Annotated in this window: 15 protein-coding genes and 1 pseudogene; 7 read left to right on the top strand and 9 right to left on the bottom strand. The window is 72.6% G+C overall.

Features of this window, described 5'->3' with window-relative positions:
• Positions 1-465 precede the first annotated feature (465 nt).
• A complete protein-coding gene (locus ACZ6R9_RS02350) occupies positions 466-738 on the top strand; it encodes a PadR family transcriptional regulator (protein ID WP_465535950.1) in 273 nt (90 codons plus the stop codon).
• Positions 739-750: 12 nt separating this feature from the next.
• Here the strand turns inward: ACZ6R9_RS02350 and ACZ6R9_RS02345 are convergent, their stop codons facing one another.
• Positions 751-1,080, bottom strand: coding sequence for a hypothetical protein (locus ACZ6R9_RS02345; protein ID WP_465535948.1), 330 nt, complete (start codon positions 1,078-1,080; stop codon positions 751-753).
• 164 nt (positions 1,081-1,244) lie between these two features.
• On the opposite strand from ACZ6R9_RS02345, the gene ACZ6R9_RS02340 reads away from it, so the two are divergent.
• The gene (locus ACZ6R9_RS02340; RefSeq protein ID WP_465535946.1) at positions 1,245-2,078 is read left to right on the top strand and encodes a S1 RNA-binding domain-containing protein; all 834 of its coding nucleotides are present in this window, start codon (positions 1,245-1,247) and stop codon (positions 2,076-2,078) included.
• Between the two features lie 313 nt (positions 2,079-2,391).
• Here ACZ6R9_RS02340 and ACZ6R9_RS02335 read toward each other — a convergent pair whose 3' ends face one another.
• Entirely contained in the window at positions 2,392-3,684 is a 1,293-nt protein-coding gene (locus tag ACZ6R9_RS02335; RefSeq protein WP_465535944.1) for a hypothetical protein, read from the bottom strand.
• 99 nt (positions 3,685-3,783) lie between these two features.
• On the opposite strand from ACZ6R9_RS02335, the gene ACZ6R9_RS02330 reads away from it, so the two are divergent.
• Entirely contained in the window at positions 3,784-5,076 is a 1,293-nt protein-coding gene (locus ACZ6R9_RS02330; protein ID WP_465535942.1) for a GNAT family N-acetyltransferase, read from the top strand.
• Between the two features lie 7 nt (positions 5,077-5,083).
• On the opposite strand, the gene ACZ6R9_RS02325 is transcribed toward ACZ6R9_RS02330, so the two are convergent.
• Positions 5,084-5,866, bottom strand: coding sequence for a TetR/AcrR family transcriptional regulator (locus ACZ6R9_RS02325; protein WP_380488865.1), 783 nt, complete (start codon positions 5,864-5,866; stop codon positions 5,084-5,086).
• Between the two features lie 332 nt (positions 5,867-6,198).
• Between ACZ6R9_RS02325 and ACZ6R9_RS02320 the strand changes: the two genes are divergently transcribed.
• Positions 6,199-6,693: a GNAT family N-acetyltransferase gene (locus ACZ6R9_RS02320; RefSeq protein WP_465535939.1), complete on the top strand. Its 495-nt coding sequence runs from the start codon at positions 6,199-6,201 to the stop codon at positions 6,691-6,693.
• A gap of 229 nt (positions 6,694-6,922) precedes the next feature.
• On the opposite strand, the gene ACZ6R9_RS02315 is transcribed toward ACZ6R9_RS02320, so the two are convergent.
• Positions 6,923-8,125 (bottom strand): MFS transporter, encoded by a 1,203-nt coding sequence (locus ACZ6R9_RS02315; protein ID WP_465535937.1) that lies wholly within the window; start codon positions 8,123-8,125, stop codon positions 6,923-6,925.
• A gap of 112 nt (positions 8,126-8,237) precedes the next feature.
• Between ACZ6R9_RS02315 and ACZ6R9_RS02310 the strand changes: the two genes are divergently transcribed.
• Positions 8,238-9,203: a LysR family transcriptional regulator gene (locus ACZ6R9_RS02310; protein ID WP_465535935.1), complete on the top strand. Its 966-nt coding sequence runs from the start codon at positions 8,238-8,240 to the stop codon at positions 9,201-9,203.
• Positions 9,204-9,324: 121 nt separating this feature from the next.
• On the opposite strand, the gene ACZ6R9_RS02305 is transcribed toward ACZ6R9_RS02310, so the two are convergent.
• Positions 9,325-9,936: a YceI family protein gene (locus tag ACZ6R9_RS02305; protein WP_380484148.1), complete on the bottom strand. Its 612-nt coding sequence runs from the start codon at positions 9,934-9,936 to the stop codon at positions 9,325-9,327.
• A 244-nt stretch (positions 9,937-10,180) separates the two neighbouring features.
• Between ACZ6R9_RS02305 and ACZ6R9_RS02300 the strand changes: the two genes are divergently transcribed.
• Positions 10,181-13,294: a DEAD/DEAH box helicase gene (locus ACZ6R9_RS02300; RefSeq protein WP_465535933.1), complete on the top strand. Its 3,114-nt coding sequence runs from the start codon at positions 10,181-10,183 to the stop codon at positions 13,292-13,294.
• Between the two features lie 5 nt (positions 13,295-13,299).
• Positions 13,300-13,527, top strand: a complete 228-nt coding sequence (locus ACZ6R9_RS02295; RefSeq protein ID WP_380484152.1) for a hypothetical protein — start codon at positions 13,300-13,302, stop codon at positions 13,525-13,527.
• A 4-nt stretch (positions 13,528-13,531) separates the two neighbouring features.
• On the opposite strand, the gene ACZ6R9_RS02290 is transcribed toward ACZ6R9_RS02295, so the two are convergent.
• The 4 genes and pseudogenes from ACZ6R9_RS02290 to ACZ6R9_RS02275 form a co-directional block, all read right to left on the bottom strand.
• Positions 13,532-13,759, bottom strand: a complete 228-nt coding sequence (locus ACZ6R9_RS02290) for an alpha/beta fold hydrolase (protein WP_465536824.1) — start codon at positions 13,757-13,759, stop codon at positions 13,532-13,534.
• 142 nt (positions 13,760-13,901) lie between these two features.
• Positions 13,902-14,348: pseudogene (locus ACZ6R9_RS02285) on the bottom strand (alpha/beta fold hydrolase); the annotation flags it as partial.
• Positions 14,349-14,402: 54 nt separating this feature from the next.
• Positions 14,403-15,017, bottom strand: coding sequence for an HAD-IA family hydrolase (locus ACZ6R9_RS02280; RefSeq protein WP_465535931.1), 615 nt, complete (start codon positions 15,015-15,017; stop codon positions 14,403-14,405).
• A 146-nt stretch (positions 15,018-15,163) separates the two neighbouring features.
• Complete coding sequence (locus ACZ6R9_RS02275) at positions 15,164-15,298, bottom strand: DUF397 domain-containing protein (protein WP_465536788.1); 135 nt, start codon at positions 15,296-15,298, stop codon at positions 15,164-15,166.
• Positions 15,299-15,309: the final 11 nt, after the last annotated feature.

Raw genomic sequence — 15,309 nt, 5'->3', positions numbered from 1 at the left:
GCAAGATCAATGGGGTGATGAGTGGGCGGTTCGACAGGCGTGCCTACCGATTCCTCGATTCTTCACCATCACGGGTGACCTGAAGCCGGTTTGCCCCGTCCCGGTCCGTCGGGCGGGAGATGGTCGCGCCATGCTGCCGTACACGTCGGCATGTTCCTGATCTGCTGCTCGGCCGTGCGGACGGCTCGGTGGCCGTCGTGGACGTGAAGGCCGCGTACCGCCTCCGATCCGAAGGTGGCCAGGCAGTTCGCGTGGACTGAGCGCTTGGCCCACGCTCGGGGCTGGGACTTCGAGGTGTGGTCCTCAGCCGACCGGTGTTGCTGGAGAACGTGCGCTTCCTGGCCGGCTACCGCCACGATGCGATGATCGACCCGGAACTGGCCGAGGCGGTTATCGGTGCCGGCTCCGGATCACCGCCGCGATGCTCGCTCTGCTCAAGGACCTCATGACCCACAGCGACGAGGAATGCTACGGCGCGCTCGTCATCGGCCGGCTCAAGCGCGACCCGGAAACATCTACGAACAACTCCACCGCCTACAGGCGGCAGGTTGGATCACCAACCGAGTCGAGGACGACGAGTCATGGAATTCCAGAGCCACCCCAGGCCGCAGCCCCGGACGCCGCCGTACCTACTTCCGAGTCACCCCAGCCGGACGAGAGGCGATCCTTCACGAGACCGCCCGTTGGCCGATTCGTCGGCGCACGCGCGAACGTGCCCGATCGCGAACGGACGGATGAGCTCGTCGTTCCCTACTCGAAGTAGGAGCCGGTGTTGTTCCACATGAACGCGTCCTTCCAGGTCGGACCGTTCTTCGCCCAGCCGAGCACGGCGTCCACAACCTTCTCGCGCGACACCGTCCGCGTCTGATAGTGCTGGCTGGGTGTCCCGTCCCGGTACTCCATCTGGAACGTATTGTCCTGCCGCATGAGCACCTGCACGTACCAGTCACCAGGAGCCTGGCCGTCAGAGCGCTCCACGACGACCGCACGACCCGGTTGCAGGTTGGCTATCGCCGCACTCATCTGTGGCTTCGTCGTCCGTCGGAAGGGCGTCCCTGCCCCAGCACTCATCATCAGCATGCACGGATTATTGCGGCACCGGGCGACAGTGCCGCCGTGAGTGGCAAGGCTCGCGAACCCGCATCCGCATCGAGAAGAGCCGCGGTTCGGGGTAGTTTCCCCTCAAGCCTCCGGGTAGAGCGAATTTTCAAGCCGACGTACTGCCCCCGTGAAAGGCCGCCGTCATGGATGAAGCGTCGGACGATCAAGCCATACGGAGCTTTCTGTCAACGATCCACGTAGGCGACCTCTGCAGCGGGGTGGCAACCGAGATCACCCGTTCTCACGGGGTGGCGATGACGTTGGACGGACTCACCGCCAAACCGCTGGGTTCCATCCGGCCGCTCGACCTGCCTTGGGGACGGCCTCGGGCCGAAGCCGTGCAGGTCGGTCAGCGGATCACTGCCGAAGTGCTCGCCGTCGACCTGGAAGAAGGCCACGTCCGGCTGTCACTGGCCGCCACCGAGAACCCGGAACTCTGGACGTTTCTGAACCGACTCGACCGTGGCGAGATCCTCTCCGGCACGATCGCGGCCATCGAGCCGTTCGGCGTGTTCGTGGCGCTGGACGACGGCCCTGACCACCCGGTCTTCCCCGGCGTCGGATTCATCACGATCCCCGAACTCTCCTGGAGCCGTTTCGGAGCAGCATCGGACATCGTGCAGGTCGGGGAGCACGTCTCTTGCAAGTTCCTTCAGTTCGACACCTGGAACGGAGAGGCCCGGCTGTCCTTGCGAGCGATGCAGCCGGACCCCTTCCAGGTCTTCGCTGACGGTCATGCAGTGGGTCAGACATTGCGCGGAATCGTCACCAAGCTGATTCCATTCGGCGCTTTCGTCCAGGTGGCCGACGGGATCGAGGGACTGGTCCACCTCGACGAACTCGCATGGACGCCCGTGAAGACACCAGAGGACGTGATCCAGGTCGGCGACGCAGTCTCGGTCGTCGTCATCGACCTCGACCGCGAGCGGCGAAGACTGGCTCTCTCACGACGGCAGGCTGCTGTTCCGGCCCGGTGAACCTTCCCGCTCGCAGCACTGGATACAGCGAGGCGACAGGTTGTCTCGTCCCCGCGAGAAGCGTGCGCTGCGAGGGTCGGCCAGTTGCGTCGCCAGCTCTCGGTGCCTCAGCAGACCTGCCACCTGAGAGTCACCAGGATGAGCGCGATGTTCGGTACCTGCCTGGGCACTTCAACGAGTACCCAGGCGCGGCCCGACCACCTTGCCGGCGAGGAAAGCGCAAAGACGATGGGTCAAAACCCACGCAAGATCGCTGGGAAGCGTCTCATCGGCCCAGCTCATTCCGACACCGAACGAAGATCACGAATGGAACCTACAGCCGGTGCACCGGGGCCGTCCCGTCCGTCCAGAGCCAATTGACCGGCGCGTACGTCTTCTTGAGCGCGTTGCGGGCGCGGGCGAGACCGGCCAGGGCGGTCTCCACGGCGATGGGGAGGCCGGTCAGGTCGGTGGGGACGGGGACGCGGAGCAGCAGGTGCTGCTTGCGGTGGGCGAGCAGGAGTTCGCCGGCGGGGGTGCAGTCGAGCAGGGTGAAGTGGACCAGGGGCTTGAACGGTCTGTCGGCGGTGGACAGGCGGGCTCGGAGGGTGCCGTCGGCGCTCCAGGCGTACAGGCCGTAGCGGTTGAGGTGGAAGGCGCGGGCGCGGTGCGGGTCGGCGGCGACGGTGAGGTCGAAGCCGGTGAACGGGCTGTCGTGGTACAGATGCAGGCCGCCGAGCCGGCCCCGGACGGTGCCCTCGTCGTCGACCAGCGCGAAGCTGAACTCCTGGCCGCGGCTGCCGGAGCGGAAGGTGTGGCCGAAGACCGGGACGACGAACAGGTCCTCGGCGAGTGCCGAGGGGCGGCTCATGAACGAGTCCACGTAGCCGTGGAGCGAGCGGTGGGTGCCGGTGAGCTCGGTGAGCGCCTCGGTCAGCGAGGGCGAGGGCCGGTTGGCGCCCACCACCGGCGCGTCCTGGTACCGCACGTGCGGCTGGGCGTCGGCGTCGGTCTGACGGTGCGTCCGGGCGTCCAGCGTCGCGATGGCGCGCAGGTGCGGCTTGTGCCCGGGGGCGGGCAGGTCGCCGGGCTCGGTGACGGCGACCAGGTTCAGGATCAGGCCGGCCCAGTGGTTCACCTTGTGCTCGGCGGTCATGCACAGCAGCCGCCCGCCGGGTGTGACCGCGATCGACGAGGCGAACGGGTCGCCCGCCGCCGTGTCCCGCCGGGCCGGCCAGGCGGCCCGCACCTCGTCCAGCTCGGGGGAGAACAGGTGGGTGCTGCCGGGCCTGGTGCCGAGTATCAGGGGTCCGTCCGGGAGCACCGCCAGGTTCGCGTCACTGCCCCAGTCGACCGTCCGCACACTGCCGTACGACCGCTCGTCCAGCAGGGCGGTGGCGACGGGCGTCCCGGCGGCGTCGTACCGGGTGATCATCCGCTGGACGAAGCGCGGGGCGGCGGCGTCCGGCGGGTACGTGGCGTTCCGCCACAGGACGGCGAGGACGTAGGTCTCGCCCGCCGGGGTCGCCACCGCGTGCTCGGCCTTCAGCTTCCAGTCGTGCGCCTCGGGGTCGAGGCCGTGGAGCCGGATCAGCGAGGCGGGCGCGGTGACGGGCAGCAGAGTCATGACGGCATTGTTCCGGGCGCCGCGGACGGCCTCTGACGCATCGTCGGCGCGGCCGGAAAACCGGATGACGCGGTTCGGGGCCCGCCGTACCGTGGCCCGATGGGCAACGACGCACCGCACCGCACTGACCAGGGCATCGAGATCCGGCCGATCACCCGTGACGAACTCGCCGTGTGGGACCGGGCGATAGCCCGCGGCTTCATGCGTCCGCACGTCGCCCCGGCGGCGGAGTGGCGGGAGGTCCTGTTCGAGCCGGGGAGGATGCAGGCGGCGTTCGACCACACCGACCCGACGCCGGACGGGCCGCGCTGCGTGGCCACCTTCCGCAGCTTCGACACCGAACTGACCGTCCCCGGCGGCGCCCGGCTGGCGGTGGACGCGGTCACCGCCGTCACCGTCGGCTCCACCCATCGCCGGCGCGGCCTGCTCAGCGGCATGATGCGCCACGACCTCGCCGCCGCCCGCGAGCGCGGCCTGTCCGCCGCGATCCTGATCGCCGCCGAGTACAACATCTACGGCCGCTTCGGCTTCGGCCCCGCCACCCGCAGCACCGGCTGGCGGGTGGACGTGCTGCGCGCCTCGGGCCTGCGGAAGGATCTGCCCGTCCACGACGGGCACCGGATCGACTTCGTCACGCTGGAGGAGGTCCGCAAGCTCGGCCCCGAGCTGTACGAGCGCTGGCGGCTCACCCAGCCCGGCGCGATCGGCCGCCCGGAGCACTGGTGGCGGCTGCGCACCGGAGACATCGAGCTGCCCGGCTTCGACTGGAAGGAGGGCTTCACCGCCCTCCACCGCACCGCCGACGGCACCGTCACCGGCCTGATCAACTACACCGTGGACGAGAGGTTCGACGGCGCCTACCCCGACTGCCCGCTGAACGTCCGGGACTTCCTGGCCCTCGACCAGCAGACCGCCAACGCGCTGTGGGCGTACGCGTTCTCCGTCGACTGGGTGCGCCACGTGGTCGTCCCCACCCTGCGGCCCGACGACCCGCTGCCGCTGCTGCTGAACGACCCGCGCGCCGCCCGCCCGCACGAGGACGACGCCGACTTCACCTGGCTGCGCCTGCTCGACCTGCCCGCCGCGTTCGCCGCCCGCCAGTACACCGCCCCCGGCCGCCTGGTGCTGGAGGTCACCGACCCCGAGGGCTGGACGGCCGGCCGCTGGGCGCTGGAGACCGCCGCCGACGGCACCGGCCGGATCACCCCCACCGAGGGCGCGGCGGACCTCGCGCTCGGCGTCGGCGCCCTCGGCACCCTCTACCTGGGCGCCGACACCGCCACCCGGCTGGCCGCCGCCGCGCTGCTCACCGAACTCACCCCCGGAGCCGCCGGCCGGGCCGACACCCTGCTCCGTCCCGCCCGCACTCCCTGGAACCCCGACAGCTTCTGACGGCGCCTCAGGCAGTGGGTGGCTGCTTGACGGCGGTCTTTCCTATGGTGGGCAGGATGAAGTCCTGAATGAGCCCCTTGGCGTCCCGGACGATCGGTCGGAATATCCGATAGCGCGACAGGTTGATCACCCGGGCCGCCATGGGGGTGGACCGGCGGACGAACTCCCGGGTGCGCTCGGTGTCCTCGGTGCGGTCGAAGACCCAGTAGAGGACGACGACCATCAGGTGCAACCACAGGACGTCGGGCAGGAGTTCGACCAGCTCGGCGTCCAGCTTGGGGGCGAGTTCGGAGCCCTGCAGGACCTCGCGGAACAGCTCCACCGCGGTGGCCCGGGCCGGGTGCGACTCGTTGGAGAACGGGCTGAGCGAGCTGGTCGGATCGGCGGCGGTGCGGAAGAACTGCGCGGAGAACTCGTGGTACGGGGCGGCCGTGTCCAGCCAGGAGGTCAGGGCGATCTCCAGCCGCTCGGCGAAGTCCTTGGTGCCGGCCATCCGCCGGCGGGCGTCGGCGGCGTGGTCGTACGTCATCCGGTCGTAGAACCCCTGGATCAGGAATTCCTTTGCGGAGAAGTAGTAGTAGGCGTTGCCGACCGAGACGCCCGCCTCGGCGGCGATCGCCCGCATCGTGGTCTTCTCGTAGCCGCGCTCCTGGAACATCCGCATCGCGGTCTCCAGGATCAGGGCCCGGGTGGCCTCGCTCTTGTCGGTCTTCGGCTGGGCCCGGCCGCCCGCGAGTTCGCCGGCGGGCGCAGCGGTGCCCGGCTCGTTCCGGTCGCTCGCGCTCGCCACGTCGTCCGACTCAACGGGGCCCCGCTGGGGCCGTTCCCGGTCGTTCTCTGGCACCTTCGCCCCGCCTGCCGTTCGCTTCGCCCCAGTCGCCTGTGGACCAGTCAGCCTGTGGAACCGAGCCTAGCCCGGACCGGGACAACTCCGGACCGGGAGGGCGAAATGCCGCCCGACAGGCAGCCCCGGTGCCCCCCGGCACCGGGCGCGCCATCTCCGACCCGGCCATCCCCTCCACGGCCGGGGAACGTAGTTTCGAACGCGTTCAAAACTGTTCGGGACGACTGTAGGGCACCGGCTGAACGCGTTCAACCCTCGCGGTGTGGAAGGCTGGTGACATGCCCGCCACCCTGCGCGAAGGCGGCGCACCCGACGCCGCCGCCGTCGCCGCCCTGCTGACCGCCAGCCGCCGCAGCGCCTACGCCGGACTCGTCCCGGACGCGGCGCTCGCCGCCGACAGCTCACAACAACTGCTGTGGGAACTGCGGTTGAGCGCGGACTACGGACCGCCCGCCGACACCCCCACCCTGCTGCTCGCCGAGGACCCGGACGGCACCCTCGCCGGCTTCGCCTACCTGGTGCCCGACGGCGCCGTCGTCCGCCTGGAACAGCTGCACGTCCGCCCCGACCGCACCGGCGCCGGCCTCGGCACCCGCCTGCTGCACGCCGCGCTCGCCCGCCACCCGGACCGGCCCGTCCGCCTCGACGTGCTGGCCGCCAACCGCCGCGCGATCCGCTTCTACGAACGCCACGGCGCCCGCCGCGTCGGCCGCGGCACGGCGCACTTCCCGGACGGGACGGTGCTGGCGGAGTACGAGTACGGCTGGCGGTGAAGCAGGCGGGCGCGAAACCGGGGGCGCGTGGGGGCACCTCCCGGCCCGCCAGGGCTGGGGGAGAACTGCGCGACAGGCGCAGGCCCGTCCGCAAGGTCGCGATCAAGTGCAGGTCATTGTCCTGCGTCGCGATCTTGCGGTTGGGTGCCTTCCCTTCCGCTTCGCGCAGTTCCCCGCGCCCCTGTTTTCGCACCCACCTGCTTTCGCGCCCGCCGGCTTTCGTGCCCGGTCAGGGCTTGCGGAGGGCGGCCGGGAGGGCGGCCAGCAGGGCGAGGACGGCTGCGGCGAGGGGCAGCAGGTAGCCGGTGCCGGGGGAGGTGTGCTGGGCGACGGAGCCGCCGAGGGTCGCGCCGGCGGAGATGCCGATCAGGATCGCGGAGACGGCCAGCGCCATGGCCTCGTTCAGGCGGTGTGCGGGGAGGAGGTCCTGAACCATCGTCATTCCGGTGATCATGGTGGGCGCGGTGCCCGAGCCGGCGGCCAGCAGTGCCGCGCCCAGGACCGCCACGCCCGCCCCGGCCCGGCCGGCCGCCAGCGGGAGCAGCATCAGCACGGCCATCGCGCCCGTGCCGAACGCGAGCCGTACCGGAGCCGGTCGTCGCGGCCGGATCGCGCCGAACGCCAGCCCGGAGGCGCAGGACCCGGCCGCGACCAGCGCCAGCAGTACGCCGCCCGCCGACTGCCGGCCGAGCGCGTCGGTGTACGCGAGGGAGGTGACCTCCAGTGATCCGAACAGCACGCCCGCCGCGAGGAACCCGGCCAGCAGCGCCGGGAAGCCCGGGGTGCGGAGCAACCCCCGTGCGGCGGAGGCGTGTTGGGCGGGCGTGGCGAGTGGTGGCTCGGTGCCGCGCTGGGCGGCGAACAGCAGGGTGCCGGTGGTGCCCAGGGCCCAGGCGGCGAGCAGTCCGGCCTCGGGGGCGAGCGTCGTGCACAGCGCCATGCCGAGGACCGGTCCGGCCATGAAGCACAGCTCGTCCAGTGATTGTTCGAGCGCGTTGGCCCGGTGCAGCACGGTTGCGTCGGCGCGGTGCAGGTGCGCCCAGCGGGCCCGGGCCATGCCGCCGAGGTTGGGGCTGGTGCCGGACAGCGCCCAGCAGAGGAAGAGCGTCCAGTCGGGCGCGCCGGAGCGGACGCACAGCAGCAGCGCGCCCGTCGGCAGGGCGGTGGCGAGGACGGCGGGGACGGCGACCCGGGCCTGTCCGAGCCGGTCCACCAGTCGTCCGAGCGGGGGCATCAGCGCCGCCCCGGCCAGCACCCCGACCGCGGAGACCGCTCCGGCCAGCGCGTACGAGCCGCGGCGGTCGGCGATCAGCACCACGATCGAGACGCCGTACATCGCCAGGGCGAGCCGGCCGAGCAGACCGGCCAGGGTGAACGTGAGGCTGCCGGGCGCGGCGAACACCGGGCGGTAGCGGGCGAGGGGCAGGGACAACGCACAACTCCGGGGGAAGAAGGGGAGATGGTTCCACCCTCGGGTCGGGCCCGGGGTGGCGTCCAACACTTAATCCGCCCGATCGACCGGTTTCTGTTGTTAATCTCCCGCCGTGCCACGTGACGTCCACCCCCGCCTGCTGCGCAGCTTCGCCGCCGTCGCCGAGACCCTCCACTTCGGCCGCGCGGCCGAGCACTTGCACCTGGCTCAGCAGGCCGTCAGCCGGGACGTCCAGACGCTGGAGCGGGAGCTCGGCTGCGCGCTGTTCCAACGGTCCACCCGCAGTGTCGAGTTGACCGAGACGGGCGCGGCACTGCTGCCGAAGGCCCGCCAACTGCTGGAACTCCAGGGCGAGATCACCGCACTCGGCGACACCCGGACGCTGCTGGTGGACGTCAACAGCCCCGGCGGCGACCGCGAACTCACCGCCGAGCGTGTTCTCGCCGCCGCTCGCCGGCGCCGCCCGGAGACCGAGCTGCTGGCCCGCTACTGCGGTGGACTCACCGCTGCCGCACGGGAGTTGGCGGCGCACCGGCTGGACGCCTCGTTCGGGCGGTACGCCGGACTGCCGGCCGCCGTACGCTCCCGGCTGGCGCACGCGCCGGTGCGGCTGGAGCCGATGGCGGTGTTCCTGCCGCTCGGCCATCCACTGGCCGCGCTGCCCGCCGTGCCGTTGGCCGCGTTGGCCGGGCACCCGGTGGACGTGTTCGCGGGGCAGCCGGACACTGCCGAGTGGACCGACCTCGGCCTGCGCTTGCTCGCCGAGCACGGCCTGGCCGCCGCACCCGGCCGCACCCCGCCGGTCGGTGCCGCCGAGTTCGCCCGCTACCTGACCCGGCACGGCAGCCCGATCCTCACCACCACGGACGGGCCGGACATCCCCGGCGGGGTGGCCCGGCCACTGGTCGATCCGATGCCGCTCAGCCTGGTCGGCCTGGTGCACCGGCCCGGGTCGGGCCACCCCGGGCTGGCCGCGCTGCGCGAATCGGCGGCCGAACTCGCCGCTGCGGAAGGGTGGTTGGAGGGGCCGCCGGGGAGCTGGCTGCCGTCGGAGGACGCCGCGCTACTGCGCCGGTGAACGGCGGCCGAAGCGGTGGTTGGGGCAGGTGCTTGGAGCCGCGGCCGAAACGGCGGCGCCCCCGCCGAGTGGGATGGCGGGGGCGGTACCGGGGGCCGCGGGGCGGCCGGGACAGGCGGTCTCAGGAGGCTCGCACGGCGGAGATGTCCAGGGTCAGCTTGACCTTCTCGCCGATCAGCACGCCGCCGGTCTCCAGCGCGGCGTTGTAGGTCAGGCCCCAGGTGGTGCGGTCCACCGTGGTGCCGCCCTCGAAGCCGACCCGGTTGGCGCCGTACAGGTCGGTGGCCGCGCCGGTGAACTCCAGGTCGAGGACGACCGGGCGGCTGGTGCCCTTGATGGTCAGGTCGCCGTGCATGCGGTAGGTGTCGCCGTCGATCTGCTCGGCGGAGGTCGACTTGAAGGTGATCTCCGGGAAGGTGGTGGCGTCGAAGAAGTCGCCGGTGCGCAGGTGCTCGTCGCGCTGGGCCTGGTTGGTGTGGATCGAGGCGACCTTGATCACCAGCTCGGCGGTGGACGCGGTCGGGTTGGCGCCGTCCAGGTGCAGCTTGCCCTCGTACTCGGTGAACTCGCCGCGGACGTTGGTGACCATCGCGTGCCGGACCGCGAAGCCGATCTTCGAGTGGGTGGAGTCGATCGTGTAGTCGCCGGTCAGGTGGGCCAGGTCCGGGCCCTGGACGGTGGCGACCGGGGCGGCGGTGGCGGTGGTGTTCTTGCTGCGGTTGAAGATGCCCATGGCTTCTCTCCTTTGCGAGGGTCGAAGCCATTTTGTTGAGGCTTCAACTTGTTGGTGACTTCACCGTACCCCGGTCTGGTTCAAGTTTCAACCATGAAGTCCAAGATTGAACCAACTGGAGGGATCCCTCGGTTTTCCCCAGCCTGTGGAGAGCGGTGGAAAACCGGGTGACCCGCTCCCGGGGGTGCTCGCAACACCTATCGTGGAAGGCCCAGCCACTCCTGTCTCCGGAGGCCCCGTCCCGATGTACGTCCTGCACGCGCTGTGGCGGGCCGATGGCCGGCTCGCGGTGTGGGCGGAGGATGCGGCGGCGTTCACGGGGCGGGCCGTACAGGGGGCGCGGCACCCGTACGCGTGCTCGGCGAGCGAGGTGGCGGGGCTGCTCACCGCCACCGGCGCGGGGCCCGCGTACCTCGCGGAGCGGGGTGCCGAGCGGTGGGTGAGTCTGCGGTTGCCGACCCTGGGCTCGCGTCCGACGCCGTCCCCGGAGCTGCCGGTGGGGGCGACCGCGAAGGGCCTGGCGTTGCAGGCGTGGCGGGTGCCGGCGCTGCTGTTCGACCGGACCGAGGCGGCGCAGCTGCTGGGTGAGCTGTTCGACCCGTACTGGCCGGGGACCACCGTCGAGCTGCCTGGAGGCCGGACGGCTGAGCTCGCGTACGGGGCGTCGTTGCGATGGCTGACGGCGGTGCACGACCTGGCATGGCGGCTGGTCGGGCGGGGCCGGGTGCTGCCCGCGCTGGTGGCGGAGGCAGGCGGGTGGGCGGCGCGCTGGCGTCCCGCGCCCGATGGTCCGGCGCAGCGCGAGGCCGCCGTCCTCGCGGCGGGGTGCCCGCCGATCGCCCGCGCCGAGGACGGTGTCGAACGCACCGGCACGGCCCTGTTCACCACCATCCTGGACGCCCTCACCGACCACGAGACCCGCACCGCACTGAACTCCGAGACACCGCCCCGGCTCGGCTCCGAGACACCGCCCCGGCTGGGCTCCGACGCACCGCCCCGGCTGGGCGCCGGCCCGGAGGCCTGGCTCGCCGCCCTCCGCAGCGCCGACCCGCGCCTGCCCACCCCGCCCGACCCCGAGCCGGCGGCAAGGCTCGCGGCGTGGAGCGCGGGAACGGAGCCCGCCGGTGAGGTCCGCCTCGCGTTCCGGCTGGCAGAGCCGCTGGGTACCGCGCCGGGCGATCCGGACGGTGCCGCCCCGGACGAGAACTGGCGCCTGGACGTGCTGGCCGGGCCCGTGGACCGGCCTTCGCTGCTGCTTCCGGCGGCCGAACTCTGGTCGGACGGACCGGCGTTCGCCGCGCTGGCGCGCAGTCTCGGCGACCCGGTGGAGGCGTACCTCGCGGAGCTCGATCGCGCCGCCCGGCTCTGCCCCGACCTGCGCGCGGCGCTCCACCGCACCCGGCCCACCGGCGTCGATCTGGACCGGGCCGGCGCGCTCGCGTTCCTGCGGGACACCGCCCCGCTGCTGACCGCCGCCGGGTACGGCGTGCTGCTGCCCGCGTGGTGGCGTCGCCGGCCGCGCCTCGGCCTGGCCGCCACCGCGCACAGTGGCCCGGCGTCCGGTGCGGTGAAGCGTGCGGCGCAGGCCGACCGGGATGCCGTGCTGGACTTCCGCTGGCAGCTCGCGGTCGGTGAACAGCCGCTCACCAAGGAGGAGTTGGATGAGCTCGCCGGTGCCCAGCAAGGCCTGGTCCGGCTGCGCGGCCAGTGGGTGGAGGTGGACGCGGCTCAACTCGCCGCCGCCCTGCGATTCCTGGCCGCCCGCCGGGACGATCCGCAGCTGGACGCCGCGACGCTGCTGCGGCTCGCCCTGGACGACGACGCGGTGGTGGACGGCCTGCCGGTCACCGTGGTGCACGCCGACGGCCCGCTCGGCGACCTGCTCGCCGGCCGCCTCGGCCGTCTCCCCGGCGCTCACCGCACCCCGCCCCCGCCGGGCTTCGCGGGGTCCCTGCGCCCGTACCAGGAACGGGGGTTGGCCTGGCTGGACGCCCTCGGCCGACTCGGGCTCGGCGCGGTGCTGGCCGACGACATGGGCCTCGGCAAGACCGTGCAAACGCTCGCCCTGCTGGCCCTGGAGCACGCCCGCGGCGCCCGCGGCCCCGTCCTGCTGGTCTGCCCGACCTCGCTGGTCGGCAACTGGCAGCGCGAGGCGGCCCGGTTCGCGCCCGCCCTGCGCGTGCAACTGCACCACGGCCCCGACCGCACCGCCCCCGACCCGGCCGCCGACCTGGTGATCACCACGTACGGGGTGCTCCAGCGGGACGCCGCGGCGCTGCGCGCGATCCGCTGGCGGCGGGTGGTCGCGGACGAGGCCCAGCACATCAAGAACCGCTCGGCGCGGCAGTCCCGGGCGATCCGCTCGCTGCGCTCCGGCCCGCGGATCGCGCTCACCGGCACGCCCGTGGAGAACCGCCTCGCCGAACTGCACGCCGTCCTGGACTTCGCCAACCCCGGCCTGTTCGGCACCGCCGAGTCGTTCAAGGAGCGTTGGGCCGTCCCGGTCGAGCAGTCCGGCAACCGGGCGGTCGCCGCCCGACTCCAGCGGCTCACCGGCCCGTTCCTGCTGCGTCGCCTGAAGAGCGACCCTGAGATCGGTGAACAGCTGCCCGCCAAACAGGAGTTCACCGTCCGCTGCAACCTGACGCCGGAACAGGCCGGGCTCTACCAGGCGGTGGTCGCCGAACTGCTGCGCCGCCTGAACGGGGTGCGCGGGGTGGAGCGCAAGGGCGCGGTGCTGGCGGCCCTCGGCCGGCTCAAGCAGGTCTGCAACCACCCCGCCCAACTCCTGTACGACCACTCGCCGTTGGGCGGCCGCTCGGGCAAGGTCGAGCGGCTGGTCGCGCTGCTGGGGGAGGCCCTGGCGGAAGGCGACCGGACGCTGGTGTTCACCCAGTACGCCGAGTTCGGCGCGCTGCTCCAGCCGCACCTGCGCCGCCGGCTCGGCACCCAGGTGCTGCACCTGCACGGCGGGCTGTCCGCGCCGCGCCGGCAGGAACTCGTCGATCGCTTTCAATCCCCGGACGGGCCAGGGGTGTTCGTGCTGTCGCTGAAGGCCGGCGGGACGGGCCTCAATCTGACCGCCGCCAACCAGGTGATCCACCTCGACCGCTGGTGGAACCCCGCCGTCGAGGACCAGGCCACCGACCGCGCCCACCGGATCGGCCAGCACCGCGAGGTCCAGGTCCGCCGCCTGGTCTGCGTCGGTACCGTGGAGGAGCGGATCGCCGAACTCCTCCAGGCGAAGCGCGAGTTGGCGGACGCCGTGGTCGGCGTCGGCGAACAGTGGCTGACCGAACTGCCCGCCGAGCAGCTGCGCGAACTGCTCACCCTCTCCGCCGACGCCGTGGGGGAGTGACCGCCGTGACCGACAGCCCTGGCTCCGACCGCCCCGGCGACTCCGACCGCCCCCTCGACCAGTGCCTGAACGCCTTCTGGCAGGGCGAGTTCACGCTCCGCCCGCCCGACGCGCCGACCGAACGTCCGGACCCGGCCCTCGACCACCTCGGCCCGAGCGGCCTGACCGTCCGCGGCCGCGACCTGGCGGAGCTGCTGGCCCCCGACTATCGCCGCCTGGTGGAAGGCAGTTGACGCCTCAGCCCAGGAACTCGCCCACCAGCCGGGCGAATTCGGCGGGCGTCTCGACCCAGGGACGGTGCCCCACGCCCTCCAGCACCTCCAGCCGGGCCGCCGGATGGAGCGCGGCCGCCAGCCGGGCCGGAGCGGTACCGATCATCCCGTCCAGCTGCCCCGCCACCACCAGCACCGGCACGTTCACCGGGGCGGCCCCACCCGCACCCGCGTAGAACGCCGCCGCATCCACGGCGCGACCGGCGCCAGCCCCGGAGCGAACGCCTCCGCGCGCGCCCGATCGTCCCAACTCCCCGGAAGAACGGGGTGATGCGCGCCATCAGCTCCGCCGGATCGCCCTCCCCGGCGGCCGGCAGTGCCGCCGCCCGAGCCGCGTCCTCGTACCAGGGCTGATCGACGCGGGCCGCCCGGATCGCCGCCGGCTCCGCCTCGTCCGGCTCCCGGGCACCCCGCCCGACCGGCGTCACCAGCACCAAGGACCGTACCCGGTACGGGAATTCGGCGGCGTAGCGCTGCGCGGTGAGGGCGCCCGCGGAGTGGCCGAGCAGGTCGAAGGACTCCAGCCCAAGGTGCTCGCGCAGCGCCTCCACGTCCTTCACCTGCTCGCCGAACGCGCAGCTCGCCCGGTCGGCGGGCTCGGCGGAGCGGCCGCTACCGCGCGGGTCGAGCCGGATCAGCCGCCGCTGCGCGTCCAGACCGCCGAGGCGGCCCAGGTAGCGGGCGTCCGCGCCCGGACCGCCGGGGATCGCCACCAGCGGTGCGCCGTCGCCGAGTTGCTCGTGGTGCAGGGCCGTTCCGTCGCGCGCCTGAAAGATCGCCATCCGGCGGATCGTGCCGCGCGTCGAACCGGGCCCGCCCGGAATTCCGCGCCTCGGTCAAATCAGCCCGTGACCGCGCAGCGCCACCCGCAGCCCGGTCGCTCCCCGGTAGTGGTGGCCGTGCATCCCGAGGGCCTCGGCGGCGGCCGTGTTGCCGGTGCTGTCGTCCACGAACAAGCATGCGGTGAACGGCACTTGGGCCCGCTCGGCCGCTGCCAGATAGACCCGCTCGTCAGGCTTGGCGGCACCCAGGCGCGCGGTGTTGACCACCGCGTCGAACGCGGCGTCCAACCCGAGCGCGGCCAGGTCCGCCTCCAGCCGGGTGGTCCCGTTGGACACCAGCACCACCGGCACGCCACGCCGCACTTCGGCGAGCAGCCCCAACACCTCCGCATCCACCCAGGACGCCTGCCGCCCCCACGCCGCGACCACCTCGCCCGCCCGCGCCACCGACCCGCACACCCCGGCCAGGTCTCCCGCGACGGCAGCCCGCCACTGCTCGTCGGTGACCTGCCCGGTGACGGCGGGCAACAGCCGCCCCGCCCGGAACGCCGCCCCCGCGACGGTGCCCGACGGCAGACCGTACGCCGCGTCCACCCCGGCCAGGTCGGCCCAGATCCGCAGCACCCCGTCCAGATCGCACAGCACCGCACCGATCGTCCGTTCCACCATCCTCAACCCCTCCCCGCAGATGGCAACAGCTCTCCTGTTTCGACAGTACCGGCGGCAGAGCGACAGGCGAGGCGGTCGATAGGTCAAGAGCCCGTGCCCGCCAACTTCGGCGGTACACAGGCTCCTTGGCACTCCGGCGGTGGTGATCAGGCCTGGCCGAAGCGGTCCTGCTTGATCCCGGCGATGAAGGCTGCCCAGGCGCCCGGGGCGAAGTGGAGTTGGGGGCCGTGGGGGTCTTTGGAGTCGCGGACGGTGCCGGGTCGGGCGTCGTTGACCTCGATGCAGTCCCCGT

The organism is Kitasatospora sp. NPDC048662, assembly GCF_055587065.1.
The sequence above is the reverse complement of the archived record's forward strand: the minus strand, read 5'-3'. Positions and strand labels throughout refer to the sequence as shown.

Bases quoted from the DNA above. Each gene is read 5' to 3' on its own strand.
- ACZ6R9_RS02330 (WP_465535942.1), top strand. From the start codon at position 3,784: ATGGGCAACGACGCACCGCACCGCACTGACCAGGGCATCGAGATCCGG.
- ACZ6R9_RS02335 (WP_465535944.1), bottom strand. From the start codon at position 3,684: ATGACTCTGCTGCCCGTCACCGCGCCCGCCTCGCTGATCCGGCTCCAC.
- ACZ6R9_RS02345 (WP_465535948.1), bottom strand. From the start codon at position 1,080: ATGCTGATGATGAGTGCTGGGGCAGGGACGCCCTTCCGACGGACGACG.
- ACZ6R9_RS02350 (WP_465535950.1), top strand. From the start codon at position 466: ATGCTACGGCGCGCTCGTCATCGGCCGGCTCAAGCGCGACCCGGAAAC.
- ACZ6R9_RS02320 (WP_465535939.1), top strand. From the start codon at position 6,199: ATGCCCGCCACCCTGCGCGAAGGCGGCGCACCCGACGCCGCCGCCGTC.
- ACZ6R9_RS02340 (WP_465535946.1), top strand. From the start codon at position 1,245: ATGGATGAAGCGTCGGACGATCAAGCCATACGGAGCTTTCTGTCAACG.
- ACZ6R9_RS02300 (WP_465535933.1), top strand. From the start codon at position 10,181: ATGTACGTCCTGCACGCGCTGTGGCGGGCCGATGGCCGGCTCGCGGTG.
- ACZ6R9_RS02305 (WP_380484148.1), bottom strand. From the start codon at position 9,936: ATGGGCATCTTCAACCGCAGCAAGAACACCACCGCCACCGCCGCCCCG.
- ACZ6R9_RS02280 (WP_465535931.1), bottom strand. From the start codon at position 15,017: ATGGTGGAACGGACGATCGGTGCGGTGCTGTGCGATCTGGACGGGGTG.